This window comes from Burkholderia sp. WSM2232, from assembly GCF_000472545.1.
Classification (GTDB): Bacteria; Pseudomonadota; Gammaproteobacteria; order Burkholderiales; family Burkholderiaceae; genus Paraburkholderia.
Map to the genome: position 1 here is coordinate 202,386 of NZ_AWZV01000012.1, position 18,464 is coordinate 220,849.

The following is an 18,464-nucleotide window of genomic DNA, read 5'->3' on the forward strand; positions in this document are numbered from 1 at the left end:
CCTGAGCGAGGGCGTTGTGAGCATGGTCCATGAAAGCCGTCCATGGGGCGGCTTGAGCGCGTCGGGACAAATGCTAACTTCAGCGATGGCGGTTTTCTGTGCGCTACCTAGCTATCGTGCGTGTGGCAGGGCGAGCCTGGCCACTTGCGGCCTGGGGCGTCGGCTCTGCTCTGTCGCGCGCGACGTAACCTTCCGGCGTGGTGACGGCGTCGTTGAATACTTCGGCGTTATTCGACACCACGTACACAGGTGCAGGGGACAGCGTCAGGCTCGCGACGCCGTCGCGATACGGAATGGCAGACGCGTTGCCCATCATGTCCAGTGCCGTTACGTCGCCGCTCGTGCCGGGAGCGTCGACACGCAAGCGGTATTCGACGCTTTGCCCCGCGTTGAATCCCGTTCTCGAACTCCATTTGTCGTTGTCATGAGTCCATAGTGCAGTGACGACCTTGCCGCCGCCAAGCCGGCGAAACGCGTAAGCGTAAATGCCCTTTGGCAAGCCCTTGAGCGGCCCGAGCGTATTCGTTCCGTCGACAATGCGTGTCATTGCCGCCACCGCCAGCGCCGCGGGCTTCGGGCTGATGTGCGTCGGACCATAGGCGCCCTTCGGGTGCTCCAGCTCGAAGAAGAGGCCATATCCAGGCGCGGCGTCGGGCATGTCCGCGAGGTAGAACACGTAGGTCATGTCGGCGCCTTCGCCGAGCAGGATCAGATGCGTGCGCGCCACTACCGCGGCCTGCGCATACAGCACGTCGGCGCTCGGATAGCTCTTGCCATACGATTGGCCGATGTCGTAACTGATGCCTGTTTCGGTGACGAACAGCGGCGCGCCAGGCTTCAGGTATTGCCGCATTTCATGGCGCAACGCGCGCATCGAAGCCGCGAGCGCGCCTGGCACGGTGCCTTCGTTGCGCGTGTCCGCCACGCGCTCCGGCGGATGCGACGGCGTTGTGCCGATGTCGTAATAGCCGTGCACGGTCATGCCGTCCATATAGCGGCCGATGCCAAGCGGACCCAGACGGCGCATCCACTTCACGTTGCCTTGCACCGAAGAATACGTGAGGCCCATCACTACGGCGTGCGGGTCCGTCTGATGGATGCCTTCCCAGACCGCCTTGTACATCGCGATGAAATTGGCGTCGCTGTCGCGCCACGGCAATCCGCCGTCCGCGTCGGGCTCCCATGTGACCTGATAATAGTTGTCGCGCTGCGTCGGGAAGTAGGTGCTGCGAACCCGATTCGACTCCGTACCGACCTTTGCCATGTACTCCTTCATCTGCGCGAGCGAAGTGGGTGCATAGCTGTGGGTTTGTCCGGCCGTCGGACTCGCCCACTTGGGAATGCCGTCGAGCTGGATCAGACGCATGATGTCGCCGCGCTGCAAGTAGGGCGTGAGCTGCTTGGTTGCGGGATCGAAGGTGCCGGACTTGTCGGGCTCTTCCATGTACCAGTTGCGATTGTCGTTCGCCCACGCGAGGCCGAGCGCTGTATAGACCGGGCGGTAGCCGTCGCCGTCGCAACAATGCTGGCCGGGCGCCAGATAGGCGGTGCCCTGGCCGCCGAAGCGATGCAGGTCCTGATACGGGTAGCGCACGGCCGGCAAGGCGGCTGCGATGTCGGGCAGCACGCCGAAGGTCGCAATGCCGCCGGGGCGCGTGCCGCGCGATTCCAATTGACCACGTGCACCTTCAAGCGATGCCGACACCGCAAAGTAGCCTGCCACTGTAGAGGTGCAACTGAGCGTCGACGAGATCGCGCCGGCTGCAACCCTGAAGCTGCCACTTGCGCGCACTCCATTCCATGTGTCGCGTATCTGCCAGTTGAGCGTGTCGGGTTGCGGCGCACGCGTAGTGAATACAAGCGCGAACGGCTTCGCTGCGGCGAAAAGGCGTGTGCCGTCCCCGGGTGTATCGGCCTCGACGGCATCGCCACTGGCAGCCGCGCGTGTTTGCGACGAGGGCGCAAAGCAGCGCAGGCCCGGGCGCTGACCCTGCGGCTGCGGCGCTTTCATATCGACACGCACCGCCGATGCGCCCGCGGTCGCGGATGCCGCTTCGCCCTGAGTCGCTGAAAAAGCGAGCGCGGCGACCATGATGGCGGCGCGAGACATTGGTGCGAGCATTGCCCAATGGCTCATCAAGCTTCGCGTCCCCCGGCCTTCGCTCGAAATCGACATATGCTTCCCCGTACTGTTAGCGTCGCGTGGCCTCGCACGATCGTCGTCAAACTGCTAGTTCACCAGGCCAGAGCCGCCTTGAGATAGCGTCCGTTGCCCTCTGGCGCGCCAAACACATAGTGCATTTCGGCAATCCGCTGGCGGTTTTGGACCGTCTCTCGCGGTGCTGCGGGCGCCCTGGGTCCGTCTATTGCACTGCCGCCTTAACGGCCGTTATTTCGATGTTTCAGGACTGAAACATTAATCGCCGTATTTATATTCAATGCGGGCAATTAGAGCAAATTAAATAAGCTCAACGCCCTCTCAAGTGCCTATATTAGACACTGCTTCGCGTTATCGAAGTGCGCGGTGCCTATCGTCAGCCGGAATAGACGCGACAAGTTCTGCGGGAAATAGAGGCGCTGGTAAAAAACTTCGTCACAGCGGGGCTTTGCCGGAGAAATCTGCTTTTTTATGGCGGAATCGCCCCGCGATTGGATTGTAACCGCCCTTTTTTGAGTAGCGATGCAGTGTGCGGTGGCGAACGAAATCGGCTTTGGGTTTGCACTAACATTCGCACAACGCCAATTCATTGATATGTGGAATCGGCAATTAATTCGGTGCAATACGGTGAAGGCGGAATATTCCGTAAATCACTGACAGGCTACTCCCGTGAATGCGCCAACATGTCAGCACTATCGGTCATGGCGGCTAAATACTGGACGGGTGGTGGCTATGATGCACTGCTCAGAGTCGGCCCCTGCGTGGCCGTTGATGGTGAAAGTAAATCCGTTTTCTGGTGAGGATAGCTATGACCTGCGCGAGTCTCGAGTCTGCCATGCTGCGTTGGGGGCACGTACCGAACAAAGGCATGCGTCGCATCGCGATACTGATGTTCAACGACTGCTCGCTGCAAGGCGCCGGCGTGGTAGCCGAGGTATTCCAGGCGGCGAACGAACTCGCTTCCTCGTCGCCGGGCGGCTGCTCGTACGAGGTGTGCTTTCTGTCCGCGGACGGCGGCATGGTGACGTCGTCGTCGGCTCTGCGAGTATGGACCGATGGACTCGACGCAAGACATTACAACGGTTTCGACGCGCTGTACGTGGCCGGCGGGAAAGGCGCAATTGCCGCCGCGAGGGACGAGCGCCTGATTGCATGGCTGCGCCGCGTGCGTCACAACACCGGCATGATTCGCCCGATTGCGGAAGGGCGCGCGCTGCTCGACGCGGCCTACGTGCCGGACGCAGTGGAGAGACAGGAATTGCGCGAAGCGTCGAAAGCGCCGCGCCAGACGGAACAGACCGCCGACGCGGGCGACCGCCTGGAGTCGATGCGCAGCGCGCTCGCCATGATCAAGCGCGACCTGGGCGCCACCACCGCGCGCACCGTTGCCGAACGTCTGCTTGCCGATTCGTGCTCGAACCTCGCGCCGCTTCTGAGCGATGACGGCGCGCTCACGCCGGGCGACAAGGTCCGCGCAGCAGCGCGCTGGCTGCAGGAAAACTGCCAGCAGTCCATTTCGATTGCAGACGCCGCGCAGTTCGCCGCGATGAGCGAGCGCAACTTCCTGCGCCGCTTCAAGATGGAAATGGGCATTACCCCCTCGAGTTTTCTGCTGCACGAGCGTCTTGCGGTGACGTGCAGTCTGCTCACCGAGTCCGAATTGCCGGTCGACAAAATTGCGCGCCGCACCGGCATGGGCAATGGCGATCGGCTCGCCAAGGTGTTCCGCAAGCGAATGAGGATCTCGCCTACCGAATTCAGAATACAAAGCCGCCGCATGGTGGGCCAATAGCGTCGACGGGGCCAGCTGGAGGCCGCATTACATTTTCTGCATGTGGTCTTTGGTATCTGTCCGGGTGGATTGAAAGAATCATAAGGATTGCAAATATGTTGAATCAGGGAGCAGGAAACAATACATCGCCCCATGCCGGCGACGACGCAGCCGGCGCGGTTTGCACGCGCATTGTCCCGGTCATTCTCGCGGGCGGATCGGGTACGAGGCTGTGGCCGGTATCGCGCGAGAACTATCCGAAGCAGTTGATCGACGTGGTGGGCTCCGATTCGCTGCTGCAAGCGACGGCACGACGCATGAACGGTTTTCCGGCGGGCTGGCAGGTCGATGCTTCGCCGATCATCGTATGCGGTGAAGAGCACCGCTTCGTGATTGCGGAGCAACTTCACGAGAACGGTGTAGAAGCGCGGCTCATGGTCGAGCCCGCTCGCCGCGATACCGCACCCGCACTGACGCTCGCTGCATTGCTTGCGTGTGCGCAAGGCGAAGACGGCATTCTCGTCGTGATGCCGGCGGATCATTCGATTGCCGACCTCGACGCTTTGCAGGCCGCGCTACAAAACGCGGCACATTACGCGCAACGAGGCTCGATTGCGACGCTCGGTGTGCCGCCGACGCGGCCGGATACAGGCTTCGGCTATATCCGCATCGGCGCGGCGCTCGCCGACGGCGCCCATGCGATCGACGGCTTCGTGGAAAAGCCTGCGGAAGAAATTGCGGCGCAGTACGTCGCGGCAGGCACGTATTGGTGGAACAGCGGCATTTTCATCCTGCGCGCGAGCGTGTGGCTCGACACGCTCAAACGTCTGCAGCCAGACATGCACGCGGCCTGCGAGCGCGCGTTCCGTGACGGCCGCAGCGAAGGCGGCTATTTCCGCCCGCACGTCGATGCATTTCTCAGTTCGTCGGCCGATTCGATCGACTATGCCGTGATGGAGCGCCTGACCGAAGCAGCGGACGAGCCGCGTGAGACCAACGGTGCAGCGCCTGCGGGAGTGGTCGTCAGGCTCGAAGCCGGCTGGTCCGATCTCGGTTCATGGGACGCCGTCTGGGCTGCGATGGAAAAAGATGCCAACGGCAATGCGGGGCGCGGCCGCGTGACGTTCGAGGGTGCGGTGTCGAGCTATGCGCATTCGGAAGGGCGCCTCGTTGCGTGCGTCGGCACGACCAATGTCGTCGTGGTGGAGACCGCCGACGCCGTGCTCGTAGTGGACCGCTCGCACGTGCAGGACGTCAAGGGACTCGTGTCGCGCATCAAGGCGCAACACGCGCCGGAAGCCGATGCGCATCGCAAGGTGCACCGTCCTTGGGGCTTTTACGATTCGATCGACCACGGCGAGCGTTTTCAGGTGAAGCGCATTGTCGTGACGCCGGGCGCGCAGCTTTCGCTGCAACTGCATCACCATCGCGCCGAGCATTGGGTCGTGGTGCGCGGCACGGCGCTCGTCACGCGAGGCGACGAGCAATTCTTGCTGAGCGAAAACGAATCGACGTACATACCGCTCGGCACGCGTCACAGACTGGAAAACCCGGGGAAAGTGCCGCTCGAGATCATAGAGATCCAGTCGGGCACCTATCTCGGCGAAGACGACATCGTGCGATTCAACGACAACTACGGCCGCTGTTCATAGACAGCGGAGCCGGCAGGTGTCGGCAGGCAACGGCCAGTACGAGGTAAGCAAAATGCGCAGGTTTCAGGATTTGCTCGCGCGAATGTTCGATGTCGCGCTGGTGCTCGCGGGTGCGGCGGTGGCGTCGCAAATCCGCTTCGACGACCTGGCTCAAGCGGGATTCTATTGGGCGCTGGTGATGTTTGCGGCTGCGTTTGCGCTCGCGATCTTTCCGGCGTTCGGCGTGTATGAATCGTGGCGCGGCCGCTCGAAGCTCGCGCTCGCGGGCCAGGTGTCGCTTGCGTGGCTGATCGTGCAGGGCAGCGCGCTCGTGCTGATGTATTCACTGCATCGCAGCGACGTCGTTTCGCGTTTGTGGTTTTCGTACTGGACCGCCGTGACGGGCGGACTGCTGATCTCGTACCGGCTCATTACGCACGCGGTGCTGGCGCGGGCGCGCGGCGCGGGTATGAATTTGCATCAGGTCGCGATTGTGGGCAGCGGCTCGCAATGCGACGCGCTGATTCGCCGGATCGAATCGGCACCCACCACCGGTTTTCGCGCGGCGGCCGTCTATAACACGAGCCCGCAAAACTCGCCGGTGACAAGTACCGGGGTGCCCGTTTTCGACAGCGTGGATGCGCTTGCTGACTACATTCGCACCAACGATGTTCATGAACTGTGGCTGATGCTGTCGCTCGCGCAAGAGCCGCTCATTTGTTCGCTGGTCGGCGAGTTCCGTGACGACCTGGTGAATATCCGCTTCATGCCGGACGTGCGCAGCCTCGCACTGTTCGAAGGCAGCGGCGTGATAGAGCTGCTCGGTGTGCCGGCGATCAACCTGGTTGCATCGCCGCTGTCGGCGAGCTCGATGCTGAAGAAAGAGATCTTCGATCGTCTTTTTGCAGCGGCCGCGCTCATCTGTCTTGCGCCGCTTCTGCTGGCTATTGCCATTGCGGTCAAGGTTTCGTCGCGTGGACCGGTGTTTTTCAGGCAGAAGCGCAAGGGCGCCGATGGACGCGTCTTCACGATCTACAAGTTCCGTTCGATGCGTCTGCATACCGAGGAAAAAGGCACGCTCAAACAGGCGACGCGCAACGACCCGCGCGTGACGAGAGTCGGCGCGTTCCTGCGCCGCACGAGCCTCGACGAACTGCCGCAGTTTTTTAACGTTTTGCGTGGCGACATGTCGGTCGTGGGACCGCGTCCTCATGCGCTCGAGCACGACGACCTCTATCAGAAAGTGGTCGCGGGCTATATCAATCGCTATCGGATCAAGCCGGGCATTACAGGTTGGGCGCAGATCAACGGCTTTCGTGGCGAGACCGACCGCATCGAAAAGATGGAGCGTCGCGTCGAACATGACCTGTATTACCTGGGCCATTGGTCGTTCGCACTCGACATGCGGATTATCGGCGCGACGATTGTCGCCGGACTGGTGCATCGAAACGCTTACTAGTTGTTAACAAAGCACGCAAGGCGGTGCCTCTTTCCGGGGACATTCGCTCTTGCGCAAGGAGGAAAAGTTATGAGCTCGCTTGGTACACGCACGGGAAGTCTCACGGTTTTCGCCATCGCTGCACTGCTTGCGGGCTGTGCTGCCGCTCCCGGCCAGCGGATGGAAACGCCGGCCACATTACAGGAGACGGGCGGCGATTTCAGCACTGAACCGTCACAGCAGCAGACGATACCGATTACCGATATCAACCTGTCACTCCTGCGCAAGATGCAGACGGCGCAGGCTGCTGCCCCGTTGCCGCCGGCCACGCTCGCGCTGTTCGGCAAGCCGGGGCCCTACCGGGTCGGCCCCGGTGACGTGTTGCAGATCGTCGTGTGGGATCACCCCGAACTCGCGGCGGCGCTCGGCCAGCCAGCGCAGAACGGCAAGCCTTCGGATGCGGCCTCGGGCTTTCTCATCGACGAGAAGGGCGACGTGCAGTTCCCGTATGCGGGCACGGTGCACGTGGCCGGCAAAGACGTCGGCACGATCCAGAAGGAACTGTATAACCGCTTGAGCAAGGTGTACCAGAAGCCGGAAGTGACCGTGCGTGTGGCGTCTTTCCGCAATGCGCAGGTGTTCGTGGACGGCGAAGTGCGCACGCCGGGCGCTCAGTCGCTCAACGACATCTCGATGACGCTCACCAGTGCGATCAGCCAGAGCGGCGGCTTCAGCCCGAACGCGGATCGCAGCCGCGTCGAGCTGATCCGCAATGGTGTCACGTATCAGCTGAACATGGACGATCTGCTCAAGCGCGGACACAACCCGTCGAACATCTATCTGCAACCGGGCGACGCAATACGCGTGGCCTCGCGAGAAGACAGCGGTGTGTACGTGATGGGCGAAGTGAACAAGCCGGCCACCGTCACGCCGATGCGCAACGGTTCGCTGACCCTCTCGCAGGCCATTTCGGACAGCGGCAGCTTCGACCAGGCCACGGCCGCTACACGGCAACTGTTCGTGATCCGCAATTCGACGAGCGAATCGCCGCAGATTTATCACCTCGACGCATCGTCGCCGGTGTCGATGATCCTCGCCAATCAGTTCGAACTGCAACCGAAGGACGTGGTGTACGTGGGCCAGGGCGGGCTGGTTCGTTTCAACCGCATCCTGAACCTGCTGCTGCCCGCGATCAACGCGGCTGTCACAGGTGTCGTGGTAGCGAAGTAACAACCGTATAAAGCAAATCAGAAAAACCGCGGGTTATGCTGGGTGACCAAAAATGGCAATCAACTTCGAGAACCGTTATACCGACGTGTCCGGACCGGACGAGCTGCATCTGTCGGACTATCTCCGGACTATCGTACGGGGCTGGCGCACCATTGCAACGGTGACGCTGATCGCGCTCGCGCTGGGGTGCGCGTACGCTTTCCTTGCTCCGCCGACGTACCGGGCGGACGTACTGTTCCACGTCGAGGACAAGACGGCCAATGCCAACGCGAACGGTAAGGATTCCTTGCCGCCGCTCACCGGCATGTTCGACACCAAACCGTCGACAGCCGCGGAGATCGAGCTGCTCAAATCGCGTCTCGTGACGGAGGAAACCGTCAAGAAGCTGCATCTCGACATCACGGCGACGCCGCGCTATATGCCGCTTGTCGGCGGGCTGATCGCGGGGCTGGTGAACGGGCAGTGGGGCTTCAAACTGCCCCAGTTCATCAACTTGTCGGGTTATGCCTGGGGCAACGAAAGCATTTCCGTATCGCGCTTCGATACGTCGAAGGACATGTACGACACGACGTTCACGCTGATCGCGGGCAACGACCGTTCGTACGTGCTGCGCGACAGGAACGGCGTTGCGATCCTGTCCGGGCATGTCGGCGAAACGGTGGAAACCGACACGGCCGACGGTCCTATCGCCTTGCGGGTGGATGCCCTGACCGGTGCGCCGGGCGCGCAGTTCGAATTGCAGCGTGCGTCGACGTTGAGCACCGTGGACCGTTTGCAAAAGGCGCTCGTCGTCCAGGAGACCACGCTTCAGTCCGGCGTGATCCGCGCAAGTCTCGAAGGCAGCGACAGCGCGCTGACCGCTGCGATCGTCAACAGCATGGCGCGTGAATTCGTGCGCCAGGACGTTGCGAACCGCTCGACGGAAGCTGAGCACATGCTCGCATTCCTCGACCAGCAATTGCCTGGCTTGCGCAAGGAGCTTGACGACGCGGAACAGCGCTATAACAAGTTCCGCAACACGCACGGAACGGTGGACCTTGGCGAAGAAAGCCGCCTGCTGCTTCAGCAGATCGTCGACAACAAGACGAAGCTGCTCGATCTGCAGACGCAGCGCGCTGAGATGTCCCAACGTTTCACCGCGAATCACCCGGCTGTAGCCTCGCTCGATGCGCAAATCGCGGCCCTGCAAGGCGCGCAGAACAACATGAACCGCAGCGTTTCCGTGATGCCCGACACCGAGCAGACCGCGCTGCGTCTGTTGCGCGACGTGCACGTGAACACAGAGCTGTACACGAACCTGCTCAACAGCGCGCAGCAGTTGCGCGTCGCCAAGGCCGGCCAGGTGGGCAACGTGCGCGTGGTGGACTTCGCCGAGGCCCCCGATGAGCCGGTGCGTCCGAAGCGGGTGATTGCAATCCTCATCGCGCTCGGCGGCGGTCTGGTGCTCGGCATTCTGCTGACCTTCTTCAAGCGCGCCATGTACGGCGGCGTGGAGCGTCCGGACGAACTGGAAGCGGTGCTCGGCGTGCCGGTATTCGCGGTGGTGCCGCGCAGCCAGACGCAACTGCGCTTGCAGGAAAACGTCATGTTGCGCCGTCGCGGTCTGCATGTTCTCGCACAGCAGGCGCCGGAAGACATTGCCGTCGAAGGTGTGCGCAACCTGCGTACCTCGCTGCAGCTGTCGCTCGACCACGCGGCGAACAACGTGGTGATGATCACGGGCTCGCGGCCCGATGCCGGCAAATCGTTCCTCTCGGTGAACCTGGCGGCGCTCGTCGCATCGGCGAACAAGCGTGTGCTGATTATCGACGGCGACATGCGGCGCGGCGACGTGCACTCGCATTTCGGCATCGCGCATCAACCTGGTCTCTCCGATGTGCTGAGCGGCGGCGATCTGACCGCCATGATCCAGCGCGACGTGCTGCCCGGCCTCGACGTGCTCGCCAAAGGCACGCTGCCTTCGCATCCTTCCGAATTGCTGATGAGCTCGCGATTCGAGTCGATGCTGGAAGAACTGAAGACCCGTTATGACCTGGTCATCATCGATACGCCGCCGGTACTCGCCGTGACGGATTCGACGCTGATCGGCAAGCATGCGGGCACGACGCTGCTGGTGGTGCGCCACGGCCGTCATCCGTTGAATGAAATTGCCGAAACCGCCAAGCGTCTTCGTAACGGCGGCGTCGGACTCAGAGGCGTACTGCTCACCGACGTACCCCAGGAAGGGGCGTTCCTCGGTTCGGGGTACCAGGGTGGCTATTACGGGTACGACAGCATCGCGGGCTGAAATCGCGACGAAGTTTCTCGCTACAAGTTTTAAAAAAGTTAACTGGAGAAGCCTTCATGAAACGCAAGGTCGCGCTGATCACGGGGATCACGGGGCAGGACGGGTCGTACCTCGCCGAGCTTCTGCTCGCCAAAAACTACGACGTGCACGGCATCAAACGCAGGTCGTCGCTCTTCAACACAGACCGGATCGATCATCTGTATCGGGATCCACACGATCCGGAGCAGCATCTCTTTCTGCATCATGCTGATCTGACCGACTCGACCAGCCTTCTGCGTGTGATTCAGCGCGTGGAGCCGGACGAGATCTACAACCTGGCGGCACAAAGCCATGTTGCGGTTTCCTTCGAGGAGCCGGAATACACGGCCAACGCCGACGGTCTTGGCGCCCTGCGGATTCTCGAGGCGATCAGAATCTTAGGTATGCAGAATAAGACGCGCTTTTACCAGGCGTCGACGTCCGAACTTTACGGGCTCGTGCAGCAGGTGCCGCAGTCGGAGACCACGCCGTTCTATCCGCGCAGCCCTTATGCCGTCGCCAAGATGTTTGCATACTGGACTACGGTCAACTATCGCGAAGCCTATGGCCTTTATGCATGCAACGGGATTCTGTTCAACCACGAATCGCCGGTGCGTGGCGAGACTTTCGTGACCCGCAAGATTACCCGCGCCATTGCGCGTATCGCGGTGGGTATGCAGAAAACGTTGTACCTCGGCAATCTCTCGGCGTTGCGTGACTGGGGCCATGCGCGTGATTACGTCGAGATGCAATGGCGCATGCTGCAACAGGAGCAACCCGAGGATTTCGTTATCGCCACCGGAGTGCAATACAGCGTGCGCCAATTCGTGCAGCACGCTGCGGCCGAACTGGGCGTGACCGTGCGTTTCGAGGGCAGCGGCGTCGACGAAATCGGCATTGTGGAGAAGGTCGAAGGGCGCGAGACGAGGATGTCGCCCGGCGACGTGATCGTGCGGGTCGATCCGCGCTACTTCCGGCCGGCCGAGGTCGAGACCCTGCTTGGCGATCCGTCGAAAGCGCATGCGAAGCTCGGCTGGCAGCCGACCACGCCGTTCGCCTCGCTCGTCAAGGAGATGGTGCGCTCGGACTTCCAGATTGCACGTCGTGACGCACTCGTCACGCTCGCCGGCTTCACGGCGCTCGAACATCACGAGTGATTGCGATGAACAAACAATCACGCATATTTGTCGCGGGCCACCGTGGCATGGTCGGCTCTGCTCTCGTCAGACAGCTCGTGGCAGCTGGCTATACGAACGTGGTCACACGCTCGCGCCTGGAGCTGGACCTAATGGATCAAGCCGCCGTGAACCGCTTCTTCCAGGGGGAGAAGATTGACGTCGTGCTGCTTGCCGCGGCGCGCGTGGGCGGCATTCTTGCCAACGCGTCGCGGCCGGGCGAATTCATCTATCAGAACCTGGTGATAGAAACCAATGTGATTCACGCTGCGTATCGAGCGCAAGTCGAGCGGCTGGTGTTCTTCGGGTCGTCGTGCATTTATCCGAAGCAGTGTCCGCAGCCGATTCGTGAAGAGTATCTGCTGACCTCGTCGCTGGAGCCGACCAACGACGCCTACGCGATCGCGAAGATTGCCGGACTGAAGCTGTGCGAGGCATACAACTGCGAGTACAACACGCAGTACGTCTCGCTAATGCCGACCAACCTGTACGGTCCCAACGACAACTACGACCTGAAGAGCAGCCACGTGTTGCCGGCGCTTTTGCGCAAGGCGCACGAAGCGAAGCTGAGCGGCGCCGACAGCTTGACGGTATGGGGCTCGGGCACGCCGCGCCGGGAGTTCTTGCACGTCGACGACCTCGCAGCCGCCACTCTTTTCGTGCTCGAGAACAACGTGATGGAAGGGCTTTTTAACGTGGGGGTCGGCGAAGACCTGTCGATTCGCGAGCTCGCGGAGTGCGTCTGCAAAGCGGTGGGCTTCGGGGGCGAGCTTGTATTCGACACGTCGAAACCCGACGGCACGCCGCGCAAACTGCTGGATGTATCGCGCCTTGCGCAGATGGGCTGGCAAGCCAGAATTGGCCTCGAGCAGGGAATCGCGTCGACGTATCGGGAATTCGTCGAATCCCATGCCGGGTCGGCGACCGCGGCTGCCATGCAATGACGTGTTTTCGAGGAGCAGCATGAAAATGAGTGCATCAGTCACCATCTTCCACAACGTCGTATGGTCGCGTCACAAGGGTGTCGTCTTTTCTGCGCTGCATAATATTTCGGCATCCGGAGCAATCCGCTATTCGATGGTGCAGATTGCGGATACCGAGCATGATCGCCTCGGTTTTTCCGAGGTCGATTATTCATATCACCGGTATCCGATGCAGAAGCTGTTCGACGGCTGCTACGAAGACGTGCCCACGTTCAAGATGATTGCGCGGCTCACGTGGGAAGTGCTGAAAGCGAAATCGGACCTGATTGTGTTGCCCGGCTATCACCGTCCGGAATACTGGGCGATGCTCGCGGCGTGCATCGTGACAGGCAAGCGGCGCGCGGTGTTCTGCGATTCGACCGGACGCGACCGTCCGAAGAAGCTCATCACGTCCATTCCGAAGCGGGTGTTTTTCTCGCTTTGCGACGGCTACTTCGGGTTCGGCGAGCGCAGCCGCGAATATCTGCTCTCGCTCGGTGCGAAGCGCGACAAGATTTTCGTACCGTGTCAGGCCGCTGCGTTGCCCGGCTCGTTTTCGCCGGAGCGTGCGTTGGCGGAGCGCGTCGCCGCGCGTACCGGCAACTCGCCCGTGTTTCTGTACGTTGGGCGTCTTTCGGAAGAGAAAGGGGTCGGCACGTTGATCGAGGCGTTTGCCGGTCTGCGCAAGCGCATTCCCGCCGCGCGCTTGCGCATTGTCGGCACCGGGCCGATGGGCGATGCCTTGCGCGCAAAAGTGGCCGACCTGCAACTGGGCGATGCGGTGACTTTCGCAGGCAGCCTGCAGGACGAGCCGCTCACGCGCGAATACTACCGCGCGACGTGCCTCGTATTGCCGAGCTTCAGCGAACCGTGGGGCCTGGTGGTGAACGAGGCACTCGCGCATGGTTGCCCGGCCGTGGTGAGCGAAAGCTGCGGCTGCGTGCCGGAACTCGTGACAGACGGCGTGAGTGGCTATTCGTTCACGGCCGGCGACGTGCCGGGATTGCAGCGCACGCTGCTCAAGGCAATGGAAGCCTTTGCCGATGCGAGCGGAACCGCACACCGTTGCATGGATGTCATTCGCCGCTTTGATCCGCCTTCTGCAGCCGCCAACATTGCCCGGGGCTGTGCGCTGATGCTGAGCGATTGACGGGCCTCGCGGCGCCGCCGCGAGGTCGGGCATGGAAGCCTTAACACGTTCAGACACGCACAATGAAGATCCTGATCTACGGCCTTAATTACGCGCCCGAACTCACGGGAACCGGCAAATATACGGCCGAAATGGCTGCACTGCTGGCGAGTCGCGGGCACAAGGTGCGGGTGGTATGTGCGCCGCCTTACTACCCGGAATGGCGCGTTTCCGCGGGGTATGCCGCATGGCGCTATCGGCGCGAGGAACGCGATGGTGTCTCGGTCTGGCGCGCGCCGCTGTGGGTGCCGTCGCGGCCGGGCGGCCTGAAGCGGATGATTCATCTGGCAAGCTTCGCGGCAACTTCGCTGCCGGTGCTGGCATGGCAGACATTCTGGCGACCTGACGCGGTCCTGTTGATTGCGCCGACTTTGATGTGCGCCCCGGCGACGCTCGCGATCGCCCGCCTCACGCGTGCCAGTGCGTGGCTTCACATTCAGGATTACGAAGTGGACGCCGCATTCGAACTCGGCCTGCTCAAAGGCTCGCGTGCGGCGCGCTTCGCGCGGTGGATAGAAAGCCAGTTGTTGCGGCGCTTCGATGCTGTCTCGTCCATTACCCGCCAAATGAGTGCGCGCGCGACAGCGAAAGGCGTGGCGCCTTCGAAAGTGGTGTGTCTTCCCAATTGGGTCGACGTGTCGACAATTTACCCGCTGACGCGCGCGAGCGAGTACCGCAGCGAGCTCAAGCTCGCCGACGGGCAGAAGGTCGTTCTGTATTCGGGCAACATGGGCGCCAAGCAGGGTATCGAAACGCTCGCGGAAGCGGCGGCGTCGCTCGCAACGCGCGCCGATCTCACGTTTGTCTTCTGTGGCAATGGGGCCGCTAGAGACAGCCTCGCGAAGCGCTGCGCGGCGTTGCCCAACTGCATCTTTCTTCCGCTGCAGCCGGCGGAGCGGCTCAACGAATTGCTCAATCTGGCGGACATTCACGTGCTGCCGCAGCGCGGCGACGCCGCAGATCTCGTCATGCCGTCGAAGTTGACCGGCATGTTCGCCAGCGGCCGCGCGACGATTGCAATGGCACGGCGCGGAACCGCACTGCACGAGGCGGTGCATGCGCGCGGTGTGGTCGTGCCGCCAGACAATGTGAAGGCGCTGGTGGGCGCAATCAATGCGCTCGCAAACGATACCGAGCGGCGCGCGGCACTTGGCCGCGCAGCCCGCGATTATGCGGAAACCGCGCTTTCGCCGGATACGACGATAAGTGCATTTGAGGAGCGTGTCGGCACGCTTTGCCGCGCGGCAGGAAGAAAACGCTGGAAGCCGAGCACTACGTACTTTGACGCAAGGCCTTCCGCGGTAGCGGTGCCGCATGCGAAGCCGGCCACCACCGAGGATGCCGCGCCGGAGTGAACCGGTCCGCGGCCGTCATGAACGTGTGCTTACCACGGCGACCGGTAGACGGAGCGCTTACCGGTCGCGTAGGGATCGGAGTAGGTCGCTTTGGCGGCGCCTTCGGGCAGCAGCTTCTCCGCAGCACGCGGACGAGCTGCGGCATCGGCGACGCGCAACTGGCCCTCGGGCGCCTTGCGCTTTACGGCCGCACCTTGCTGGCCGCCTGGCGCAACACCGTTCGCGGTCATGCGTTGTTCGTCCAGCAAGGCTGTGCGGCGCGCGTCGTCGAGGTTGCCGTTTTGCGCAATGCCAACGTCGTATGCGTCCGGTGCTCCGAGCAGGCTCTGCTCCCGCTTGCGCTGCGTCGCACGGCGATCGAGGGGAGCGGGCACGGGCGCGCCGTAGCCGGTCGGAGCCGTCGCGGTCATGGCCGGTGCGCGGGCGGGAGCGGCGTTCTGAGCAAGCGTGGGTGCTGCGTACGCAGCAGTGACGAGAAGCGTGCAATAGGCGGTGTGGCGAAGCGTAGTGGTCATTGTGGTCCCCGGGGTCGATGCAGTCCAATGAAGAGATCGTGCGCCAAAATCCATGCACGCAGCCGCCAAAACGCTTGCCTGCACGGCCACTTTGAGAAGATCGCGAGGCGGTCCATGACACACAATCAAATTGATTAGTAACCCTGTGTATTGCAAGGGCGTACAGGAAGAGGATGAAAACCATGGGCAACATTGCAGACGATCCGCGGCTCGTATATGCGCCGCAAACCGCAGAGGGCGGCGCTGAGCCTCGCGTAATCGACCTCAGTCTCGCGGGCAAGGGCAATTACAGCGCGCAGCGCAGTGCGTTGGTCGAGCTTGTATGGTTTGTGCTCGAGGCCTGCGTGATCAACAACAAACTGCTGCCGTTTTCATTTTTGCGCGTTGCGTTGCTTCGTCTGTTCGGTGCGCGCATCGGTAGCGGATGCCGTTTTGTTCATCCGTTGCGTGTGAAGGCGCCGTGGAATCTGGAAGTAGGCGACAAGTGCTGGTTTGGCGTCGACGTATGGATCTATAACCAGGCGCCCATTCGTATCGGCTCGAACGTATGTATTTCTCAGGGCACGTTCCTCACGGCCGGCTCGCACGACATGAGCACGACGATGGACCTGCATGTTGCTCCCATCGTCATCGAGGACGGTGTGTGGATCACGTCCAAATGCGTTGTGCAAATGGGTGTGACGATCGGTCGCTCGGCGGTGGTCACGCCTCTGTCCGTCGTGCATCGCTCTCTCGAAGCCGGGGGAGTGTATGGCGGCAATCCGTGTCGTTTCCTACGGAAGCGTTTTCTTCCGTGACCTGAAGCACAGAACTAGATCCGCAGCCTTTATACGCTGAGGAGACCGACGTCGTGGCAAGCGCGGCAGTTATGCGCGAGGCCACGGCATAGGGGTGCAATGGGCGCCGGCCATCGGCTGGCGCGCTGAAGACGCCCTACAAAATCATGACGAAGAAAACGGGAGCTGCGGATGTACATTGATACTCGCAATGTCGAACAGAATACGGTCATCGAAACGACGGTTTGCATCATCGGGGGAGGTGTGGCGGGTATCACGCTCGCGCGTGAAATGTCGAATGCCGGCGTGGACGCGTGCCTGCTGGAGAGCGGCGGCTTTGCGCCCGACGAGGACACACGCGACCTATACCGCGGAGAAAACGCAGGGCTGCCGTATCGATTCGCCGATGGCTCGCGCAGCCGCTATTTCGGCGGCAGCAGCAACTGCTGGGGCGGCTGGTGCCGCCCGCTCGATCCGTGGGACTTCGAGAAACGTGACTGGATTGCACACAGCGGCTGGCCATTCGGGCTCGACGAACTCGCACCGTACTACGCGCGCACACATGAATTGCTGAAGCTCGGGCCGCAAAACTTCGACCCGGCATACTGGGAACGCGAAATCGGCCGCTCCGACGTGCGGCGCATACCACTTGGCAGCGGCGACATGCGCGATACGATTGCGCAGTTCAGTCCGCCTCTGCGCTTTGGCAAGGTGTATCGCGAAGAGTTGGGCCGCTCCTCGCGTGTGCGGGTCTTCCTGCACGCAAACGTCCTGAATATCGACGCCGATGCGCAAGGCACGACGATTACCCGCGTGCAGGTGGGTACATTGAGCGGCCAGAGAATGTCGGTGAAGGCGCGCATTTTCGTACTCGCTACCGGCGGAATAGAAAACGCGCGGCTGCTGCTCGCGTCGAACAACGTCCACGCAGCGGGACTTGGCAATGCTAACGATCTGGTGGGACGCTACTTCATGGACCACCCGCGCATGATGAGCGGAAAGGTCCGTTTCCGGCCAGGTGTGGCGCGCAACAAGCTCTACGACATCAAATATCACTACCAGAACGCGGCGGTGTCCGCGCACGGTACGAAGATATCATCGCAATTCGCACCGAAGCAGGAGATGATGGAGCGCGAAAAACTGCTCAATTCTCGCGTGTGGCTTTATTCGCGTTGGTACGGCGAAGGCAGCGCGGGCTCCGAAGCGCTGATCCGCTGCAAGGAGGCGCTCATGCACAAGGACCAGCCGGGGCGCAGCCTGAGGGCCGACATCGCGACAATGGCAGCGCATCCACTGCATACGGTCGGATACGGCCTGACCCGACTGCTGCAATGGCCCGCGCTCATCACCGACGTGACGCTGCAGGCGATTGTCGAAGCCGTGCCCGACCCGGACAGCCGCGTCACGCTTAGTGCCGACAAACGCGATCGTTTCGGCATGCCCCGGGTGAAAGTGGAATGGCGCCTGGGCGACCAGGTAAAGCGTACGTTCGACAGAACATTCGCCGGGCTGGCGAGAGAACTGCAACTGGCGCGCATTGCCGACGTGGAGCTCGATGCCCCGCTCGAAGGCAGAGCGTGGCCCGAGAAGCTGGAGGGCACCTGGCATCACATGGGCACCACACGTATGCACGATTCGCCACGCGAGGGTGTCGTCGATCGCAATTGCAAAGTGCACGGCATCAGCAATCTGTATGTGGGAGGCAGTTCGGTGTTTCCGACTGTCGGCGCCAATTTCCCGACCATCACGATTGCGGCGCTCGCGCTGCGGCTTGCAGGGCATCTAGCGCGGCAACTGGACGTTCCGCATATCGCCGGCAGTACTCGCGTCGATGCGGCCCATAGCCCGGTCGTGCCGGCGCAGTCTCCGGTCGAGACACTGCCGATCGCCGCGTCGACCTTGACGTCATTGATGAAAGAGCAGTGAAGTAAAAACGATGAAGACGGCGCGAACGCGCCG

General features: G+C 61.9%; 13 protein-coding genes. 11 read left to right on the forward strand and 2 right to left on the reverse strand.

The annotated features are described in order from the left end of the window. Nucleotides 1-103: 103 nt before the first annotated feature. Nucleotides 104-2,122 (reverse strand): hypothetical protein, encoded by a 2,019-nt coding sequence (locus F757_RS0113240; protein WP_442856641.1) that lies wholly within the window; start codon nt 2,120-2,122, stop codon nt 104-106. An 844-nt stretch (nt 2,123-2,966) separates the two neighbouring features. Here F757_RS0113240 and F757_RS0113245 point away from each other — a divergent pair. From F757_RS0113245 to F757_RS0113285, 9 genes are all read left to right on the forward strand, one after another. Continuing rightward, nucleotides 2,967-3,950 carry a helix-turn-helix domain-containing protein gene (locus F757_RS0113245; RefSeq protein ID WP_027211801.1) on the forward strand — a complete coding sequence of 328 codons (984 nt, stop codon included), beginning with the start codon at nt 2,967-2,969 and terminating at the stop codon, nt 3,948-3,950. A gap of 95 nt (nt 3,951-4,045) precedes the next feature. After that, the gene (locus F757_RS0113250) at nt 4,046-5,581 is read left to right on the forward strand and encodes a mannose-1-phosphate guanylyltransferase/mannose-6-phosphate isomerase (protein WP_027211802.1); all 1,536 of its coding nucleotides are present in this window, start codon (nt 4,046-4,048) and stop codon (nt 5,579-5,581) included. A 52-nt stretch (nt 5,582-5,633) separates the two neighbouring features. After that, on the forward strand, nt 5,634-7,019 hold the full coding sequence (locus F757_RS0113255; protein WP_027211803.1) for an undecaprenyl-phosphate glucose phosphotransferase: 1,386 nt from the start codon (nt 5,634-5,636) through the stop codon (nt 7,017-7,019). Nucleotides 7,020-7,088: 69 nt separating this feature from the next. After that, entirely contained in the window at nt 7,089-8,228 is a 1,140-nt protein-coding gene (locus tag F757_RS0113260) for a polysaccharide biosynthesis/export family protein (RefSeq protein ID WP_027211804.1), read from the forward strand. Nucleotides 8,229-8,280: 52 nt separating this feature from the next. Next, nucleotides 8,281-10,515 (forward strand): polysaccharide biosynthesis tyrosine autokinase, encoded by a 2,235-nt coding sequence (locus F757_RS0113265; protein ID WP_027211805.1) that lies wholly within the window; start codon nt 8,281-8,283, stop codon nt 10,513-10,515. 56 nt (nt 10,516-10,571) lie between these two features. Further along, nucleotides 10,572-11,690, forward strand: a complete 1,119-nt coding sequence (gmd, locus tag F757_RS0113270; protein WP_027211806.1) for a GDP-mannose 4,6-dehydratase — start codon at nt 10,572-10,574, stop codon at nt 11,688-11,690. Nucleotides 11,691-11,695: 5 nt separating this feature from the next. After that, nucleotides 11,696-12,652 carry a GDP-L-fucose synthase family protein gene (locus F757_RS0113275; RefSeq protein ID WP_027211807.1) on the forward strand — a complete coding sequence of 319 codons (957 nt, stop codon included), beginning with the start codon at nt 11,696-11,698 and terminating at the stop codon, nt 12,650-12,652. A gap of 25 nt (nt 12,653-12,677) precedes the next feature. After that, nucleotides 12,678-13,820 (forward strand): glycosyltransferase family 4 protein, encoded by a 1,143-nt coding sequence (locus tag F757_RS0113280; protein ID WP_027211808.1) that lies wholly within the window; start codon nt 12,678-12,680, stop codon nt 13,818-13,820. Between the two features lie 62 nt (nt 13,821-13,882). Beyond that, nucleotides 13,883-15,214, forward strand: a complete 1,332-nt coding sequence (locus F757_RS0113285; protein ID WP_027211809.1) for a glycosyltransferase WbuB — start codon at nt 13,883-13,885, stop codon at nt 15,212-15,214. 29 nt (nt 15,215-15,243) lie between these two features. Here F757_RS0113285 and F757_RS0113290 read toward each other — a convergent pair whose 3' ends face one another. Then, the gene (locus F757_RS0113290; RefSeq protein ID WP_027211810.1) at nt 15,244-15,729 is read right to left on the reverse strand and encodes a hypothetical protein; all 486 of its coding nucleotides are present in this window, start codon (nt 15,727-15,729) and stop codon (nt 15,244-15,246) included. 182 nt (nt 15,730-15,911) lie between these two features. Between F757_RS0113290 and F757_RS0113295 the strand changes: the two genes are divergently transcribed. Both F757_RS0113295 and F757_RS0113300 read left to right on the forward strand, forming a co-directional pair. Then, on the forward strand, nt 15,912-16,526 hold the full coding sequence (locus F757_RS0113295; RefSeq protein WP_027211811.1) for a DapH/DapD/GlmU-related protein: 615 nt from the start codon (nt 15,912-15,914) through the stop codon (nt 16,524-16,526). 171 nt (nt 16,527-16,697) lie between these two features. After that, nucleotides 16,698-18,431 carry an FAD-dependent oxidoreductase gene (locus tag F757_RS0113300; RefSeq protein WP_027211812.1) on the forward strand — a complete coding sequence of 578 codons (1,734 nt, stop codon included), beginning with the start codon at nt 16,698-16,700 and terminating at the stop codon, nt 18,429-18,431. Nucleotides 18,432-18,464 lie beyond the last annotated feature (33 nt).

Excerpts from the sequence above, each read along its gene's own strand:
- F757_RS0113255 (WP_027211803.1), top strand. The coding sequence starts at position 5,634 with ATGCGCAGGTTTCAGGATTTGCTCGCGCGAATGTTCGATGTCGCGCTG.
- F757_RS0113275 (WP_027211807.1), top strand. The coding sequence starts at position 11,696 with ATGAACAAACAATCACGCATATTTGTCGCGGGCCACCGTGGCATGGTC.
- F757_RS0113245 (WP_027211801.1), top strand. The coding sequence starts at position 2,967 with ATGACCTGCGCGAGTCTCGAGTCTGCCATGCTGCGTTGGGGGCACGTA.
- F757_RS0113295 (WP_027211811.1), top strand. The coding sequence starts at position 15,912 with ATGGGCAACATTGCAGACGATCCGCGGCTCGTATATGCGCCGCAAACC.
- F757_RS0113240 (WP_442856641.1), bottom strand. The coding sequence starts at position 2,122 with ATGCTCGCACCAATGTCTCGCGCCGCCATCATGGTCGCCGCGCTCGCT.
- F757_RS0113285 (WP_027211809.1), top strand. The coding sequence starts at position 13,883 with ATGAAGATCCTGATCTACGGCCTTAATTACGCGCCCGAACTCACGGGA.
- F757_RS0113300 (WP_027211812.1), top strand. The coding sequence starts at position 16,698 with ATGTACATTGATACTCGCAATGTCGAACAGAATACGGTCATCGAAACG.
- F757_RS0113290 (WP_027211810.1), bottom strand. The coding sequence starts at position 15,729 with ATGACCACTACGCTTCGCCACACCGCCTATTGCACGCTTCTCGTCACT.
- F757_RS0113250 (WP_027211802.1), top strand. The coding sequence starts at position 4,046 with ATGTTGAATCAGGGAGCAGGAAACAATACATCGCCCCATGCCGGCGAC.
- F757_RS0113265 (WP_027211805.1), top strand. The coding sequence starts at position 8,281 with ATGGCAATCAACTTCGAGAACCGTTATACCGACGTGTCCGGACCGGAC.
- F757_RS0113280 (WP_027211808.1), top strand. The coding sequence starts at position 12,678 with ATGAGTGCATCAGTCACCATCTTCCACAACGTCGTATGGTCGCGTCAC.
- gmd (WP_027211806.1), top strand. The coding sequence starts at position 10,572 with ATGAAACGCAAGGTCGCGCTGATCACGGGGATCACGGGGCAGGACGGG.
- F757_RS0113260 (WP_027211804.1), top strand. The coding sequence starts at position 7,089 with ATGAGCTCGCTTGGTACACGCACGGGAAGTCTCACGGTTTTCGCCATC.